Source organism: Ruegeria sp. BG3, from assembly GCF_056538485.1.
In genome coordinates this window covers 173,524-190,203 of record NZ_JBQFTE010000005.1, presented here as the reverse complement: position 1 = coordinate 190,203, position 16,680 = coordinate 173,524, and the positions used below count along the sequence as shown (strand labels likewise).

Here is a 16,680-nt window from a genome sequence, read left to right as displayed (position 1 = left end):
GGTGCAAACCCTACCTGGTGGGACTAGCTCAATCCGAAGCCAATACTCACGAAGAGGTCTTGCAATTCTGGATCGAGGAGAGTCGTTGAGCTTTTTACAAGTGTCCTTTGTTTGAACCCAAGCAATCGTATTGGCGTTGGCGATCTACCGTTTTAGTTTTCCCGCCATCAAAGCTCAGTCGCGTTTGATTTGGCACGAGAGCGCTTAACTCAACATTCTTTCCGAAACGTCCTCGAGAAGGGTATGAAGATCGAACTCTTCGCCTTTCTCGGCAAGCCCTTTGTCATGCAGAATGAAGGACAGCCCGTGCACGAAACTCCACAACAAAAAACCACGGCGGCGAACTTCGTTTGTGATTCCCGGTTCACCGAGACATTTTGCTACCTCAGCCAAAAGAATCCCGAAGCTTTGCTGGCCGCCTTCCTCCAGTCGGGGATCCGCGATGCGGTCTGTGAAGCCGCCAAATTTCAATCTGAAGATACCGGGCTCATTTAACGCGAAGGCAATATACTCCATCCCTATGGCAGTGATGCGCTCGGGAGATCCTTCAGGAACGCCTTCCAGCGCAGCAAGCATATTGTCTCTGTGCCGCTCCATTCCCTCAAGGACAGTGGCGACCAGCATTTCTGTCTTGTCTTTGAAGTGCTTGTAAGGTGCCGCGGTTGACACGCCCGCGCGTCTGCAGGCCTCGGATACGGAAAAACTGTCCGGACCTTTTTCTTCGACCAACTGTCGGGTTGCTTCGATCAGTGCAGCACGGAGATCGCCGTGATGATAGGCTTTCTTGCTGACGGAAAGACCCGCCGTTTGACTGCTTGTCTGATGATTTTTTTCGGTGCTGCTCATGATCCAACATGTGCCAGATCACGTATCTCTTGTCAAAGTGAGAACTTCTAACATATGTTAGAGACACTAACTTGATGAGGTCCCCAAATGCCGAATCCTGCATATTCAACTTCTGAAGCGACCAAACCGAGCCTATTTGCACGTGTGTTACGCGGCACTGTGCGTCTGGGAGTGACCGTCAGTTTTATCGCCGTCGCAGCGGCCGCTGTTCACTTTGGTGCATCCGAACTCACGCGTCGAGCGGAGGCGGTGCCCGCACCGGATGCCGCCGCTGTTACACCGGTTTCCGTGACGCCGATCACGTCCGAGAGCGTCTACACAGTCGACCGTGTGTTCATCGGGCAGGTCGAACCTCAGCGTTCGGCAGATATCTCTTTCGAACTGAACGGGACGCTGGATCAAATTCTGGTGGATGAGGGTGACGAGGTTGCCAAGGGTCAACTTCTTGCGACACTGGACATCGCACTGCTGGAGGTCGAACGCGACCGTCTGACAGCATCACGTGATGCCATTGCAGCCCAGCTTGAATTTGCAAGAAAAACGGTCGAGCGAAACGCGAAACTCATTGAACAAGGCTTTACCAGTCAAGCCCGTTTGGACGAGGCCGTTTCTCAGCAAGATGAATTGTTGTCCAGAATTGGCGAACTGGATGCGGCCTTGCGCGATGTGACCGTTCGGATCGAGAAATCCAGTATCGAGGCCCCATTTGCCGGTCAAATAACCGCTCGACATGTGGACGGAGGTGAAACTCTGCGCTCGGGCGAGCTGGTTTTGGGAATGGTCGAGGTCGTGTCGCCGCAGGTTCGGATCGGTATTCCTCTCGATGTTGATCCGGCGCTTCTGACTGATGTTGAGATCGAAATATCAGCTAAAAGCTACCAGGCTGAGCTTGCAACCTTGCGACCCGATATTGACCCGGTGACCCGAACCCGCACTGCGCTGTTCGATCTGAAAAACGCTCCCGACGTTGCTTTCGGACAAACCGCACGTGTGCATGTACTCAATCCTGTCCAAAGTGCGGGAACCTGGGTGCCCACAACATCGCTGAAGGAAGGAACACGCGGGCAATGGACACTGCTGGTTGCCGACGCGCAAAAAACTGTGCGCCTGGCGACGGTCGAAGTGCTGCATGCCGAAGATGACCGCGTCTTTGTGCGTGGCGCGTTTCCGGAAGGCACCGTCCTGATCGATCAGGGGCCGCAGCGGGTCAGCGTTGGTCAGCGCGTCTCCTTCAATACTGGCGAGTAACGGAGCGATCTGATGGAAACCCTTACCTTTCGCCACCCCCGGCTGGTTGCCCTGATCATTTTGGTGCTTGTATCTGCAGGGCTGTCTTCGTTTCTTTCGCTGGGGCGGCAGGAAGACCCCACTATCACCAACCTCTTCGCGACTGTAACGACACAGTTCCCGGGTGCAGACCCAGAACGGGTTGAAGCACTAGTGACCGCAGAAATCGAAGAAGAGCTGCGAAAGATCGCCGAGGTGGATGAGATCAGTTCAGTCTCCCGTTCGGGCGTATCTGTCGTTTCGGTAGAATTGCTGGAAACGCTAGACGAAGCCACCATTGAGCAGGTTTGGGCCGAGGCTCGGGACGCCGTCGAAGATGCGCGCCAGAACTTTCCGGCAGGTGTATTGCCACCGGAATTCGATGCCGAGGGTATTGCTGCCTATTCCGCTGTCATTGCAGTCGCGGCCGAGGACCCCGACTTCCCGTTTACTTTGCTGTCTCGTCATGCCGAAGCATTGGGTGACAGACTGCGCGCGATACCTGCGACACGAGCCGTCGACTATTTCGGTCAGCCGGAAGAAGAGGTGCTCGTAAGTGTCGATATGGACAAGGCCGCTGCGCTTGGGCTTGGCGCCACCGAGATTTCCCAGCGGATCGCCGAAGCAGATGGGAAGGTTCAGTCTGGGCGGCTGCAATCCGATGTCGACCTGACTATAGGCGTCAGCGGAGAAATTGAGAGTTTGGATCGCATTCGAAGCATCGTCCTGCGTGAAAACGCAGACGGTGCCGTGGTGCAGCTCGGAGATATTGCCAGCGTCGACCGGGGCGCACGCGAACCGCAGTCCTCGATCGCGTTTGCCAACGGTAAGCCCTCTGTTTTGGTAGGGGTTCTGGCGCAGGACGGTGTACAGATCGACCGTTGGACAGGTTTTCTTCGCGATGAGCTTGAGGCTGGCTCGGCATCGGTACCTTTGGGCATGCAGGAAATACTGCTGTTTGATCAAAGTAAGTACACGACGGATCGTTTGTCAGAGGTTGGGATCAACATGGCCATTGGCGTGGCTCTGGTCGTGGCTGTTCTGTTTGTTACTTTGGGCGTTCGGGCGGCCGCGATTGTGGCTTTGGTATTGCCGGTTGTTTCATTGGCAACTCTGGCGACCATGAACATGATTGGATTGCCAATTCACCAGATGTCCGTGACGGGCCTGATTGTTGCGCTAGGTCTGCTCGTTGACGCAGCCATCGTGATGACCGATGAAATTCGACGCCGTCTGCAGGATGGGATGGAGCGACTTTCAGCCGTGCGAGATGCTGTTCGCCGGTTGGCTGCGCCTCTGCTGGCGTCGACTGTAACAACGGCGCTCGCCTTCACGCCGATGATCTTGCTGCCTGGCCCCGCCGGCGACTTTGTCGGTGCCATCGCCATAGCCGTGGTGCTTATGCTTGTCTGGTCCCTGGTTGTGGCCTTGACGGTGACCCCTGCGATTGCGGGCTGGGTACTTTCCGACCGCCCCGACGCAGGAATGCTAAGCCGCGGTATCAGCATCCCGCCGCTTGCTCGAATGTTCGAGGCCTCAATTCGATTGTCAGTCACTAATCCGGTGCGCTCCATCGCGTTGGCAATGGTTTTGCCCGTGCTTGGCTTTGCGGCCTTTCCAACGCTAACCGCGCAATTCTTCCCGGGCGTCGACCGAAACCAATTCTATATCGAAGTCGACATGCCGGGTGGAACATCAATTGCCACCACCGAAGCAACCGCCCGCCAGATCGATGAGATGCTGCTGACTGATGACGGCGTCAAAAGTGTCTATTGGACGGTCGGAGAATCCGGCCCGGCATTCTACTACAACATCGTTGGCAACCGTTCACGCGAGCCCGGTTTTGCACAGGCCATGATCACGACCGACACAGCCGATGACGCAGCCCGCCTTGTCGGAGCCTTGCAAGGTCGTTTGGACACCGACTTTCCTGACGCGCAGATCATCGTTCGTAGTCTCGTGCAGGGCCCTCCGGTCGACGCACCAGTTGAAGTCAAAATTCAGGGGCAGGACATCACGGTTTTGCGCGATCTGGGCGACGAGGTGCGTTCAGTTATGGCCAATCTCGACCTTGTGACGCAGGCGCGCGCCAGCGTGAACGGCGGCAATCCTCAAATCCGGTTCGAGATTGATGAGGTCAAAGCCCGTCTGCTGGGACTGGACGTGGCGGATATAGCTGGTCAGCTGGACACGGCGCTTGTTGGCGTCACTGGTGGATCACTGATCGAAGGGACTGAACAGTTGCCGGTGCGTGTTCGTCTGGGTAACGAGGTGCGATCAGACCTAAGCGCCATTGTCAGTATGCCCATCCTGCTGCCCAATGCTGCCGCCATATCCGCCACTAGTGTTTTCCCTGCTGTGCCGTTGTCGGAACTCGCCAGACCGGTGATCGAACCTGCGGAGAGCGTAATAACCCGAACGGACGGCGTGCGCGAAAACACCATACAGGCGTTTATCGTCCCCGGTGTTTTACCCGAAGAGGCGTTGCAGGACGTTTTAGAAGCGCTTGAAGCGTCCGGATTTGTGTTGCCGCAAGGCTATTCGATGTCCTTGGGCGGCGACAGTGATGCCCGATCCAACACCGTGGGCAATCTGCTTGCCTCTGTCGGTTTGATTGTCACACTCTCCATCGCGACCATCGTTCTGACCTTTAACTCATTCCGACTGACGCTCGTGACCTTAGTCGTGTGCGTTTTGTCGGCAGGCCTTTCGATGCTATCGCTGGCAGTTATGCAATTCCCGTTCGGAATAACGGCGATCATCGGAGTTATCGGCTCGATTGGAGTTTCGATCAACGCGGCGATCATAATTCTAACCGGGTTGCAACAAGACGTTGACGCAAGCCAAGGCGACCGAGCGGCCATGGCGCGCGTTGTGACTGGTTCAAGTCGGCACATCATCTCGACCACGATCACAACCTTTGGCGGCTTCCTACCCCTGATCATAGCTGGAGGAGCATTTTGGCCGCCATTCGCCGTGGCCATCGCCGGAGGGGTGCTGTTGTCGACCGTCGTATCATTCTATTTTACGCCGCCCGTTTTCGCGTTGGTGTATCGTGGCAAGCTCGACAAACCGCTTGAGGCAAAGAACCAAACTTACCAGCCTCGAGAAGCAACTGTCGCGCTTGTGGCAGAATGAGGATTGAGACTACTTCTGCTTGCGAATTGGTTTTTGTTTCAAACACCGTTTTTGTTTGAAGCAAAGCTCAAGTCAAATTTCGGCCACACGCCTGAGCTTGCAACGTTTGGTTTCTGCGCATCGCCAACACTGTTGCGCTAAGCAACATCGGTTGATTTGAGATCGAAGCAGCAGTTCACGACACACTGCTTGAACGACCGCGCTGCGGACAGAGCCGCCGTCCACTCAGCGCAAAGCATTGCCCGCACCCGGACCAAATGGTCATTACGCTTCTGTGAAATGACAAAACTGTTGTAGCAGTTCCTTTAAAAGTGATGAGCTTTCATTGCAGCTATCCTTGATCAGGTAAACTATCATGCTCGTCCAGGTCCAACACCGCAGGGTCGATCATGCGTTTGCTGGCGCTTATCTTGACGGAGTTCCGCATCGCTTTGCTCCGCCGGAGCAATCTCCGGAAACGTGCTTCGTCGAGTACAAGCAATGTCGAAGGTGCCAACACCCGCACGTTCACGCGACGGGGCCGTTTCATTAGCATGGCCAATTGCCCAAACATTTCGCCACGACCTAACCGTGTGGTATGTCTGCCGAACTCCACTTCGACTGCTCCAGACGCGATGAAAAACACACTCCGGGTCAATTCATCTTTGGAAAGGATCGTGTCGCCCGCGTTGGCATAGCGGGTACGCAGCGCTCTACTGAGTTTTCGCAGTGAAGCTTTGTCGAGATCAGAGAATAGTGGAAACTGCCTGACCAGATCCCGCCCCTTCAAGGCGATGTCCAGTACAGGACGCCCTTCGGACAAAGCACGTCGTGCCGCCACTTCCTGCATCAACACTGAATAGAGCTCTTCGCCTACCAGGCCATCCTCGCGCATGACCGAGTATTCTCGCTCCTCCAGTCGCAATGCTGTCCTTCGGATGAACCGCCGCTCCAGCTTTTCCGCATAGCCTGGATATTGGAGCCGCAATCCTTCAAGCGCTGTTTCAACCGCCTCGGATCGGCGGTCTAACAGGTCGTCTAGCAGCTCCGCGACCCGGCGACCGTGGATCCGGCGTATGCGACCACGGACAAACCCATCGAGATCCCGAAGGATCAGGCGTTGCATGAGCAGTCTTTCGAACCTGTCCGCTGTTATACGAGTGAGCAGAAACGAGATTCGTAGGCGGTTGTGCAGGAACACAGCGATCCGAAAAGACTTGCCATAGACGACAGATCGATTGGACGCGCGCTGATAGCCGATCCGACCACCGGTCCTTGCGCCTTCAATGAGCCGATCCGCGTCTGACAGAATTTTTTCGCTGAGAACGGATGACATGGTGCGCTCTCGCATTCGGGCCAAAACTGAATCCCGCTCTGCACCGGCCAACGCAATAAGGCCAAGCGTGATCCGGTCGCGATCAAGGATCTCCGCGCTGTCCTCGGCGGCCTTTACAGCCTCGTCGAGGCGTTCGCTAAATTGTTTGGCTTCGTTTCTTACAATTTGGTGGGTCAGGTCATAGTTTTCCGCGGTGCGGGACACATCCTCGCGGACTGATTGCAAGGCGACCGCGACCACCTGGCGCGACAATGCTGTATCAAGCGGAGTGAGCTTGTCGAGCCCTAGCTTTGTGATCATCGTTCGCAAGGTTGTCCCTTGGACAATCAGTGTGAACAGAGTAAAGCCAGTGGCCAAAATGCCGACCAGACGCTTGGTTTCGAGCGGTACTTGAGTGCTTTCGGTGACTGCCAGTGCCAATGCCAAAGTCACAGCGCCCCGGAGCCCACCCCAAAGCATTGCGGTGCGATAGGGGCGTTCCACAACTGGCGACAGACCGATTGTCGTGAGCAAGGGCAACAAGCCGAACAAAACCGCCGCCCGCGCCAGTGTTGCAGCAAGAACTACCACTGCCAGAAGGCCAAAGTCAGACGGCTGCACCCCTTCCAAAAGTCGCGGTATCAACAATGCTGCAAGAATAAAGATCAGCGCTCCGGCCCAGTGCGCCAGGAGATCCCATACTTCTTGCAGATTTGTCCAAGCGATTGGCGACAAACGACCAGGGCCGGTGAGGTTGAGCGTTAGTCCTGTGACCACCACTGCGATAACACCCGAAGCCCCGACGCTTTGTTCCGCAACGATATAGGCGAGGTACGGCAGCGCGACAGAAATTGAAATTTGCGCCTTCTCCCAACGGTCTACGAAAGCCATCATCCAAACCGCCAAACGCGCCATAAGCCAACCAGTGAGTGCTCCGCCAACGATCAACAGCGGAAACTGCCCCACGGCGTCACTTAGTGACGGATCGGGTCTCCCGAGCATCACAAAGCTCATGAATAGCCCGAAAAGAGCAATCGCGGCAGCATCGTTCAGGAGGCTTTCACCCTCGATTATTCGCGACAACCTGCGTGGTGCGGAGATTGACCTAAAAATGCTGACAACCGCCGAGGGATCCGTTGTAGATACGATAGCACCAATCAACAGACAGGCGACCAACGGTAAGGCACTTACCCAACTGAGCGCATAGCCAATAGAGAGGGTAGCCACAATCACGGCCACAACGGCCATCATCAGGATGGGCATCCAGTCATCCAGCATCCTGCGCAGGTTCATGCCAAGTGTCGCCTGGAAGAGCAACGTTGGCAGGAAAACATACAGGAAGACGTCTGACCGGATCGGCAAATCTATAATCGCCTGCGCTCCCGGGTTCAGTGCATCCGTCAAGTCAGTGTTGAGAAAGAACGTAGCGCCAAGTCCGATCACTATGCCCAAGACGGCGAGAATAACGCTGAAGGGTAAACCCAATCGAGCGGCCAGTGGCTCCGCCACGCCGATTACAACAAAAAGAGCAGTGATGATGGTCGTAGTGACGACAATATCCATCAGTACGTATTATCTGAGAACTCGAATTAAGGGAATTCGCCCTTCCAACCGGATCGGCTTTTTGGAATCAATATGGTAGCTCAAAAACATCCACATCGTGCAGTTGCAACGAATGCTTACAATGGCAGGTCGCTCTTTGATATCAGCTCCTGCAAGTGAAATGCTGGAATACGTCGACCACCACGCTTTGCAAAGCACAGCGTAGTGCCGACAGCGGTTATGGCTACAGGTTCAAATACGACTACGCTTCGTTCATCAGACCAGACGTTTGTTCCATCCACCAAATCGAGAGGCGGGCGCACTCGCGAAATGTGGGCATCTCACCCAAAAGGGATGATTCCCAACAACACCCCTGGCGGTCTAAGCTGACAATGAATGGTCTTGCCATGTAAACTAAGTCAACTATTCGGCGTTGTACCATATCGGTGACGTGTAAGCACGGTCTTGGACTTCTGCTGGGACAGCTTCAGGCAACGGGATATTATAGAATGCTGCGTCAATAGTCGTCCAACGTGGCTTTGGAATTTCGATCACTCTCACGTAGTAAAACGCATTGTTGTCCGGATCAAAATCTGGGTCTTGCCAATACGCGGCGAGTTCCACGGAGCCGATTGAGTTGCTGTATGTCGCGTTTTCAATGTCTACCGTCGAGCCCACTGGTTCGCGGGCGCGACCATCCTCTCCAATTTCTCGTCCATCGGAGACGGCCACGTCAAAAATCCGCTCATGAGTTTCGCCACTTTCATCAATCCAGCCTTTGATGATTTGGACACGGTCGAGGTTCGCGCCATCCGGGTCGCGCAGCGCACGGATCAGGAAGCCGGGAGATACCCCATCAGGCGCGTTCTTCAAGTCACCGCCCATTGGCACGCCGCTCTGATATCCATTGGACACAAAATCCGAGGCGTACAGATCGTCGGCATCGAAACCCCAGCCGCCAAAGACGCGGACCCGCATTCTCGGCCCGGTTGTAGCGTAGGCTTCCTTGCGCTTGATCGCACCGTGGACTTCTTCGCGCGTGTTTTCACGTGCCCATACAGCCGTTAGACCCGCAGCCGACTCTTGGGCCGTAATGATACGCAATGCCGGATCTTCGGCAGGGATTACATCGAAGTTGTGACGGTTCGCCGAAGGCTCTGTGTGCTGGTACTTACCAAAGTAGTTATCCTCCCGCGTGGTCGGGAGCGCGGTGTGCGTGTCCGTCGTACCGTAGAAGCCGAACTTGAACGGGTTAACGCCTGTGTCTCGCTGAACCTCAAGTCCAACCTTCAAAGCGGAGCGCCCATATTCATAGCGAAGCATTTCAGGTTTCTTAGCAACGGTTCCAGAGATATTCGCAACGTCCCAGGTTTCGAAATCCGCGAACTCATCATCGGGTGACAAGTAGGGGTGTGTCTCCTCGTCACCCTTGATCTGGGTTACTTCGTGCATAGGCTCCCAACGAATGCGCTTGGCAGCGTATTCCGCGTCCATAGGTGAACCGTCAAACTTTGTAGGTGCGAACATTATACCGTTGGAAATGTTTCCGTTATGCGGAACAGAAACGGCGCTTCCGCCGGTCTCTTCTTCATAGGCGGCCAGATAATCCCACAACGGTTCGGGGTCTTCGCTTTCAAAGAAGGTAAACGGACGAGTGCGACTGGTCTTGTCGGCGCCATCCCCAAAGATCACGACACGGTGAAGGTTGTCGCCTCGTGGCGTCGACGTCCACTCGTACCCTGCCAGCGAGGTGAAAACACCGGGTTCGTAGTAATCGTCTACGGTTTCCACGATCTGTTGCCAGAGGTCGCCGTCCAAACCCAAGCCAGCCGTCGGGTCCCTGCCCTCGATTGATGCAATTTCGATAATGTCGGCAAACGCCTCCATCCGACCTTCCTGCCCGGAATTGAACCTTTCATAGGTCAAGCGGCCCCAGTCATCGGCCAATAGTCGAGGGTCTGACGCGCGAATAGCGGTGGCAAGCCCCAACATTTCCGCGTGTTCGGTGATGGCGAGGAAATCGAGGGGCCTAATGAGTTGAACAGGCTGCCCGGTGTTTGAGGTTACTCTCTCCCCTCGCGCCACGTGAAATGCGTCATGGATGTTCAACGAAGTCCCAACAAGCCCGGCGTCGAACGAGATTTCCGTGTGGAAGTGAAGATCACCGAAGAGAACCTGATCGGGATAAGATCGGTCAACAAAAGGGGAGTAGGTTTGCTCAGGGACCACCTCATCTGGGGGTACTTCGCCTTCGAAACCAACTGCCTGCGTCCCCAGTGAAAGCGCTAAGGCGGTTGTAGCATGCAACAAAAACTTGGATTCAAATCGAGTTCTCATGACTGCCCCCCAGACAGAAAACTAAAGCCGCACTGTATGAAGAAATATGCAAAAAATCAAATATACGGGTGGGAGACGTGCGCGCTCCGGGATCCGCGCTTGGGGGTGGTGATCTTGCACATCAGTTGACACGGCTGCGCGAGGTCAGAGCTGGGGATCAGTGACCTTCTCTATACTCACAATTCAAGATTAAGCGGTTGATCTTCCAAGAATTCGCGGGCTCGAAATTCGTCGCGCCCGCTGATTGGTAACGCATCTTTTTATGCGAATGGAATTGAGTGTTACAGTGCGTTTACAACACCTGCATCGTTCAGCACGGGTGCCGCAAGAAAGTTAGGGGAACGTGAAGTGATTGAATTTTATAGATCCATTTGGAGAACAACGGGACAGCGTCAGGTGGTCAACATCCTGCTGTCGCTGGCTATTGCCGCTCTAGCGGCGTTTCCTCTGAACTATCAAAAGGAAATCGTGAACGGTCTGACCGAAAAGAACATTAGCCCCGCAGGATTGCTGTGGCTCGGCGTTGCAATGGGTGGAGTGATCATCCTGAGCCTCGCGCTGAAATGGGTGCTGGGTTACCTATCGAGCGTTCTGGGCGAAGACATGATCCGTAAACTGCGCAAGCGCATTTGCAATCTGTCGCGCGAAACCCCCGCAGAGGCCAAGAAAGTTGCCTATGGTGCCAAGGCCACAATGGTGTCGGCCGAAGCCGAACAAGTTGGAAAGTTCTCTGGTAGCGCTCTGTCTGAACCCATTGTACAGGCCGGAACCCTAGTTGTGATTGTCGGGTATATTGCGGCCAATCAACCCTCTCTGGGGTTGATTGCAATCGGTATGATTATCCCTCAGGTGTTTATCGTTCTTCTCGTTCAGGCACGCGTAAACTCCCTTGTATCAGACAGGGTTCACACATTGCGAAAAGCCACCAACTGGCTTGTTGATCCGGATCGCTCGGCCGTAGAAATCGCACCTAAATTTGACGAGATCTACGATACGCGTTCCCGGATTTTCGTTTGGAAGCTTTCTTCGAAATTTGTACTCAGCGCCATTAACGGAGCCGGGACAGTAGGGGTTCTTGTTGTGGGCGGCTGGCAAGTTCTGGAGGGGAATACAGACGTAGGCACGGTTGTCGCAGCGACTGTTGGCTTGGCTCGTCTTCAAGGGCCGACGCGTCAACTAATTGCCTTTTATCGACAGGTCAGCGCAACAGCTGTGAAATTTGAACTGCTGCGAGAAGCGGGCGTAGATATGGCTGACGCGACCAGTTGAGTACTGCAAGGTCGGATTGCCGATCTGTTGTTTCAAAGGGGGGTATGGCAATGACCAATGAGGCCGGTTTTGTCTTTGTATTGATTGCCGTCGCTGGCGTGCTGATGGCAAGCAATCGGGTTCGCTATGACTTTGTCGCCTTGATAGTGGTCATCGCACTTGCCTTGAGCGGTACGCTGACAATCGGGGAAAGCCTCTCGGGCTTCGGAAACAGCGTGGTTATCCTTGTGGCGTGCCTTCTGGTGCTGGGGGAAATGCTGGACAGAACCGGTGTGGCACGCGCGGTTGGTGACGCAATCATGCGCTACGGTGGCAGCCGGGAGGCTAATCTTCTGATCCTGATAATGGTTAGCACCGCCCTTTTGGGAAGCGTCATGAGTTCGACGGCAGTTGTCGCTATTTTTATTCCAATCATTCTGCGAATTTCCCAACAGACCGGAAACGACAAGGCGCGGCTTCTGATGCCGATGTCTTATGCCGCTTTGATCAGCGGCATGCTGACGCTAATCGCTACACCGCCAAACTTGGTCGTCAGCGATGAACTGGTTGCTCAGGGCTATCAGCCTTTGGGTCTGTTTTCCTTTTTCTTGATCGGCGCACTCGTTCTTTTGGTTTCCGTTGTTTTCATCCTTTTTTGGGGCCGGCATCGTCTTCGGTCAGCCTCGGAAGCCCAGGAAGAGGACTTGACGACGACCGGGACAACCCTTGCCGGGATGTGGCAGTCTTTTGATCTCCATAAGCTGTCTGAGACTCTTGTGGTCGCCAAGAAAGTTCCTGCGGAAGACGTCGCCGCGATGATCGGAGCCGAGGCCAATATAGTGATCCGGCTGCGGTTAGATGCAAAAGGTAGGCTCATCCCTGCGATGTTCCGCACTGGGATGGAGTTGCTACGCGGGGATCGCATCTTAGTGCGCGGCCCGGAGGAGATACTAAAAACCCTCGTGCAGCGATCTTATTTCTCTGAGCGCATCGACCCTGCAAATATGATCGAGGCATGGATTGATGAGATCGGGTTTTCCGATGTTTTGGTTCATCCAGAGTCCCCTTTGATTGGCAAACCTGTGAGCAATGGACTCGGCATAGAGGCGAACGACGTCGAGACCGTCGCGTTGGTCAGAGATGGCGAACCTTTCGAGGATGTATCGGAGACAACGTTGCAATCCGGCGATCGGCTACTGATCGCCGGACCTTGGGACGCGTTGGACCGGGCCGTCAAACGGCACGACTCGCTCGTTCTGCTGTCATTTCCACAGGAACGGCAATCCATACCAACTGCGGCCTCAGGGTTCTGGGCCGCGATATTTATTATGTCCGCAATGATCGCAGCCACATTGTTTGAGCTTGTTTCGATCACCGCCGCGGTACTGATAGCCGCCGTTGCAGCAGTTGTATTTCGCACCCTATCTGCCGAGGACGCCTATCGCGCCGTCAAGCTTCCAAGCCTCGTTCTTATTGCAGGGATGCTACCCTTGGCGGACGCTCTGCAAGTTACTGGTGGATCCGACATAATTGTCGATCAGTTGCTGTACCTTGTCGGCGATGCCAGCCCGCGAGCGGTAATGTCTGCCATCTTCGTGTTGACCGCTTTGCTGGGTTTGGTTCTTTCCAATACAGCGTCCGCAGTACTCGTGGCGCCCATTGCGATTTCTGCGGCTGAGGCACTTGGAATTTCACCCTATCCGGTGGCGCTGTGCGTGTTGATTGCTGCGTCTGCTTCCTTTTCTACACCCATTTCAACGCCCGTGGTCACCTTGGTTGTTGCACCTGGAGGCTACAGTTTTTCCGATTTTCTAAAACTTGGTGTACCGCTGACCATACTGACCGGAATAGCCGCCGTGACAATCGCGCCGATACTGTTTCCGTATTAAAGTGATCGACAAAGCTATTGGTCGTCGTCTTCATTGCGATTGCGGCCTGGTGCCTGCCATCAAAACATGGCTCCCCAAACCACAAGAAAGACGGTAACTATTGCGCCGATAATAAACTCCATACCAAGAATGTAACGGCACAAAAGTTTGTAAAAAATGCCATTTGCCGCTGATGATCTGCCATTCGGCGCAAAGCTGGGTAGAGGGCTCTTTTGACGGTCAATTTGTTTGTAGGCACTGAAAATGATAGTGTCGGTGATCACATTGGAGGCCAGAGATACAATGTCTGCCAACAACACTGATCCCGACAACAAAGGTTCACGCCATCGTGCTCCTCTCTTAGGAGTGTCTGGAGTGGTCGTTTTCGCCGCTTTGGTATTCGTTGTGTTGTTGTTCTACTTGTTTACGCGCTATGACGGACCCACGCGTGTCGCACCTGCGGCACCAGAAACAACGCAGAGCGACTGAGATCGCAACTCGGCAATTCGCGAATTCTTGTTTGGTTAAACTTAGATCTTCTGCGGGGTGCGGTCGATCGGAGAAACCACTATGCACATCCCGCACCTTCTGGATTTTCAGAATCAATAAAAAATGTCAATTGCGAGGACAAATTCGTCATTCGCGCCGTTTCAACCAAAGCTTCACGAACGTGTGATCACTGTTGCGATAGTGACGTCGAGAAATAACTTACCTATCAGTAGGTAAGTAAAATCAATTTGCACAAGTACAGTGACAATGGAAGGAGACCAAACCATGCGCGTGAACGCCGACTTTGAGGAACGTACCCTTGTACATTTTGAAGAGAACGATTGGGTCCCATCCCCTATGCCCGGAGTTGAGCGCAAGATGCTTGACCGAATTGGAGAGGAAGTTGCTCGCGCCACCACCATCGTACGTTTCGCGCCTGGCAGCGCTTTCTCTGCCCATACGCATGACGGAGGCGAAGAATACCTGGTGCTCGACGGTACATTTCAGGACGAGGACGGTGATTTTCCAACTGGTTCCTACGTGCGGAACCCACCGACCTCGTCTCATACACCTGCCGCACAGGACGGCGCGACAATTCTGGTAAAGCTCCACCAATTCGACGCTAGCGACCGCAATCAGGTCCAGATCGACAGCGGCAAGGCAAGCTGGATTGAAGCAGCAGATGGTGTTTCCAGGTTGCCCCTTCACACAGATGTACGTGAAACTGTAGCGATGGAACACTGGGATGCAGGTACTGTGCGCTCTCTACATGCCTCAGGCGGGCTTGAGGTCTTTGTGATTGATGGGAGCCTGAACGAGGGTGGCGATACCCTGTCCCGCTGGGATTGGTTGCGCCTACCCGTCGGGGCGAGTTTCGAGGCGACTGCTGGCGCTAACGGGGCGCGAGTCTGGATCAAGACTGGCCATCTTAGTCACGTCGCAGAGAGCGCGACATGAAGCCAAACGCAGAGATTGCCATCGTCGGCGCAGGGTTGTCCGGCCTCGCTTTGGCGCATGCGCTGAAGCTTGAAGGGCGCGACGTGCTTTTGCTGGAGGCGCGCGACCGCGTAGGCGGTCGCATTCTCTCACAGAGCGGCTATGATCTCGGCCCTGCTTGGATTTGGCCGCACAACCACCGCATGCTGGCCCTCGTAGACAAGCTTGGGCTGCGAACATTTCCACAATACAGCGATGGACGATTGGCGTTCGAGGATGCTCAGGGCAATGTGTGTCGTGACTTCGATTTCGCCCCCATGGGTGACGCGCTTCGCGTTTCAGGCGGACTCGCTCAGATAACCGACGCTCTCGCCCAAAAGGTTGTTGATACGCTGTGCCTTAGCCACGAAGTTCGGCATGTGATCGAAGAAGACGAATTCGTGACCTTGAGCGGAAACGGGTTTTCATTGCGCGCAAACTTCGTTGTTTTGGCGTTGCCCCCGCGCCTCGCTGCACAGATGGGTGTGGTCGTTCCGGATGTTCCAACATGGATGGCCGGGCACGCCAAACTCGTTGCTCTTTACGACAACCCATTCTGGCGCGACGCGGGCCTGAATGGTGACGCAATCTCTCATCAAGGTCCGCTGGCTGAAATCCATGACGCGTCACCCATGGACGGCGCCGAGGGTGCTTTGTTCGGCTTTGCAATGCCCGGCACGGCCCGAAAATCCGGGTTCGAAGCGCAAGCGGTGGCGCAACTGGTTCGCCTGTTTGGCCCCGAAGCAGCCGAGCCGCGCGGTGTAGTCGTCAAGGATTGGAGCGCCGACATGGCTACCGCCACCTCTGCCGACCTAAAGCCGCTTAACGCCCATCCTATGTATAGTACACTCACTCCTACTCAGAGGGTGCTTTTTGCAGGAACTGAAACCGCACCGTCGCACGGTGGTTTCCTCGAAGGCGCTCTTGAAGCCATGGATGCAGCGCGGAAGGAATTGTCGAGGGTGATGGTATGACATCAGAAGAGAAAATCCTCGTCGCCGCCGAGGCGCGGGTCCGCACTGGCGGCTACAACGGCTTTTCGTTCCGAGACATTGCGCGCGACGCAGGGCTGACTAGCGCAGGCGTACATCATTACTTCCCGACCAAGGCTGATTTGGTCGCTCGACTGGCCAGAAATTACACGTCCCGTTTCCTGGACGCTTTGGATGAATGCCCGTCTCATGCGCGTGTCACGCGCCTACGCGAGCTTTTCGCGGAAAGCTTGCGCCAGGACGGAAAGATGTGCCTTTGTGGACTGCTCGCAGCTGAAAGCGGAGGTCTGCCTGAACCGGTCGCGGAGGCGGCAAAAACGTTCTTTGCAGCATTAGTTGATCGGCTTGTTAGCGCATTTCTGGACAGCGACGATCCGCTTTCTGACGCACTAGCACTGCTCGCAACGCTGGAAGGCGCTGCACTACTTGCGACTTTGCAGGGTGACCCTGACGTCTTCGAAAAAGCAACGTCCCCTTTGGGTTCAATTCCGTAATTCGCCGCGGTATCTTCGAACGTCCTTATCGCGAACGAAGCCCTTTTACGCTGCGGTGGAACCAACTTCTGCACTAAATGCGGCGTTTTTCGTCGAGTAAAATAGCCTAGGCTTCAAATCCTAAACCGGAGGTGCGCTAGGCCTCCCGTGGCAGCGCAAAAAACATCTAGTATTTTCGCGCCGTAAGGTCC

At 54.9% G+C, this 16,680-nt stretch carries 11 protein-coding genes; 7 read left to right on the top strand and 4 right to left on the bottom strand.

Features of this window, described 5'->3' with window-relative positions; genetic code table 11:
• Positions 1-204: 204 nt before the first annotated feature.
• Positions 205-846 carry a TetR/AcrR family transcriptional regulator gene (locus tag ACR0AI_RS09915; RefSeq protein ID WP_480673533.1) on the bottom strand — a complete coding sequence of 214 codons (642 nt, stop codon included), beginning with the start codon at positions 844-846 and terminating at the stop codon, positions 205-207.
• Between the two features lie 87 nt (positions 847-933).
• Here ACR0AI_RS09915 and ACR0AI_RS09910 point away from each other — a divergent pair, with 87 nt between their 5' ends.
• Both ACR0AI_RS09910 and ACR0AI_RS09905 read left to right on the top strand, forming a co-directional pair.
• On the top strand, positions 934-2,094 hold the full coding sequence (locus ACR0AI_RS09910; protein WP_480673535.1) for an efflux RND transporter periplasmic adaptor subunit: 1,161 nt from the start codon (positions 934-936) through the stop codon (positions 2,092-2,094).
• 12 nt (positions 2,095-2,106) lie between these two features.
• Positions 2,107-5,250, top strand: a complete 3,144-nt coding sequence (locus ACR0AI_RS09905; RefSeq protein WP_480673538.1) for an efflux RND transporter permease subunit — start codon at positions 2,107-2,109, stop codon at positions 5,248-5,250.
• A gap of 331 nt (positions 5,251-5,581) precedes the next feature.
• Here the strand turns inward: ACR0AI_RS09905 and ACR0AI_RS09900 are convergent, their stop codons facing one another.
• Together ACR0AI_RS09900 and ACR0AI_RS09895 are read right to left on the bottom strand one after the other, a co-directional pair.
• On the bottom strand, positions 5,582-8,107 hold the full coding sequence (locus ACR0AI_RS09900; protein WP_480673539.1) for a cation:proton antiporter: 2,526 nt from the start codon (positions 8,105-8,107) through the stop codon (positions 5,582-5,584).
• Between the two features lie 402 nt (positions 8,108-8,509).
• Complete coding sequence (locus ACR0AI_RS09895; RefSeq protein ID WP_480673540.1) at positions 8,510-10,423, bottom strand: DUF3604 domain-containing protein; 1,914 nt, start codon at positions 10,421-10,423, stop codon at positions 8,510-8,512.
• Positions 10,424-10,819: 396 nt separating this feature from the next.
• On the opposite strand from ACR0AI_RS09895, the gene ACR0AI_RS09890 reads away from it, so the two are divergent.
• Both ACR0AI_RS09890 and ACR0AI_RS09885 read left to right on the top strand, forming a co-directional pair.
• Complete coding sequence (locus tag ACR0AI_RS09890) at positions 10,820-11,692, top strand: ABC transporter transmembrane domain-containing protein (RefSeq protein WP_480673541.1); 873 nt, start codon at positions 10,820-10,822, stop codon at positions 11,690-11,692.
• 50 nt (positions 11,693-11,742) lie between these two features.
• Positions 11,743-13,560, top strand: a complete 1,818-nt coding sequence (locus tag ACR0AI_RS09885) for an SLC13 family permease (protein WP_480673542.1) — start codon at positions 11,743-11,745, stop codon at positions 13,558-13,560.
• A gap of 59 nt (positions 13,561-13,619) precedes the next feature.
• Here ACR0AI_RS09885 and ACR0AI_RS09880 read toward each other — a convergent pair whose 3' ends face one another.
• Positions 13,620-13,853 (bottom strand): hypothetical protein, encoded by a 234-nt coding sequence (locus ACR0AI_RS09880; protein WP_480673543.1) that lies wholly within the window; start codon positions 13,851-13,853, stop codon positions 13,620-13,622.
• Positions 13,854-14,313: 460 nt separating this feature from the next.
• On the opposite strand from ACR0AI_RS09880, the gene ACR0AI_RS09875 reads away from it, so the two are divergent.
• The 3 genes from ACR0AI_RS09875 to ACR0AI_RS09865 are packed head-to-tail and all read left to right on the top strand — an operon-like array spanning position 14,314 to position 16,489.
• Positions 14,314-14,985: a cupin domain-containing protein gene (locus tag ACR0AI_RS09875; RefSeq protein ID WP_480673545.1), complete on the top strand. Its 672-nt coding sequence runs from the start codon at positions 14,314-14,316 to the stop codon at positions 14,983-14,985.
• Positions 14,982-15,977, top strand: coding sequence for a flavin monoamine oxidase family protein (locus ACR0AI_RS09870; RefSeq protein ID WP_480673547.1), 996 nt, complete (start codon positions 14,982-14,984; stop codon positions 15,975-15,977). Before ACR0AI_RS09875 ends, ACR0AI_RS09870 begins: the two co-directional genes overlap by 4 nt.
• The gene (locus tag ACR0AI_RS09865; protein ID WP_480673549.1) at positions 15,974-16,489 is read left to right on the top strand and encodes a TetR/AcrR family transcriptional regulator; all 516 of its coding nucleotides are present in this window, start codon (positions 15,974-15,976) and stop codon (positions 16,487-16,489) included. The genes ACR0AI_RS09870 and ACR0AI_RS09865 overlap by 4 nt, the downstream gene beginning before the upstream one ends.
• Positions 16,490-16,680 lie beyond the last annotated feature (191 nt).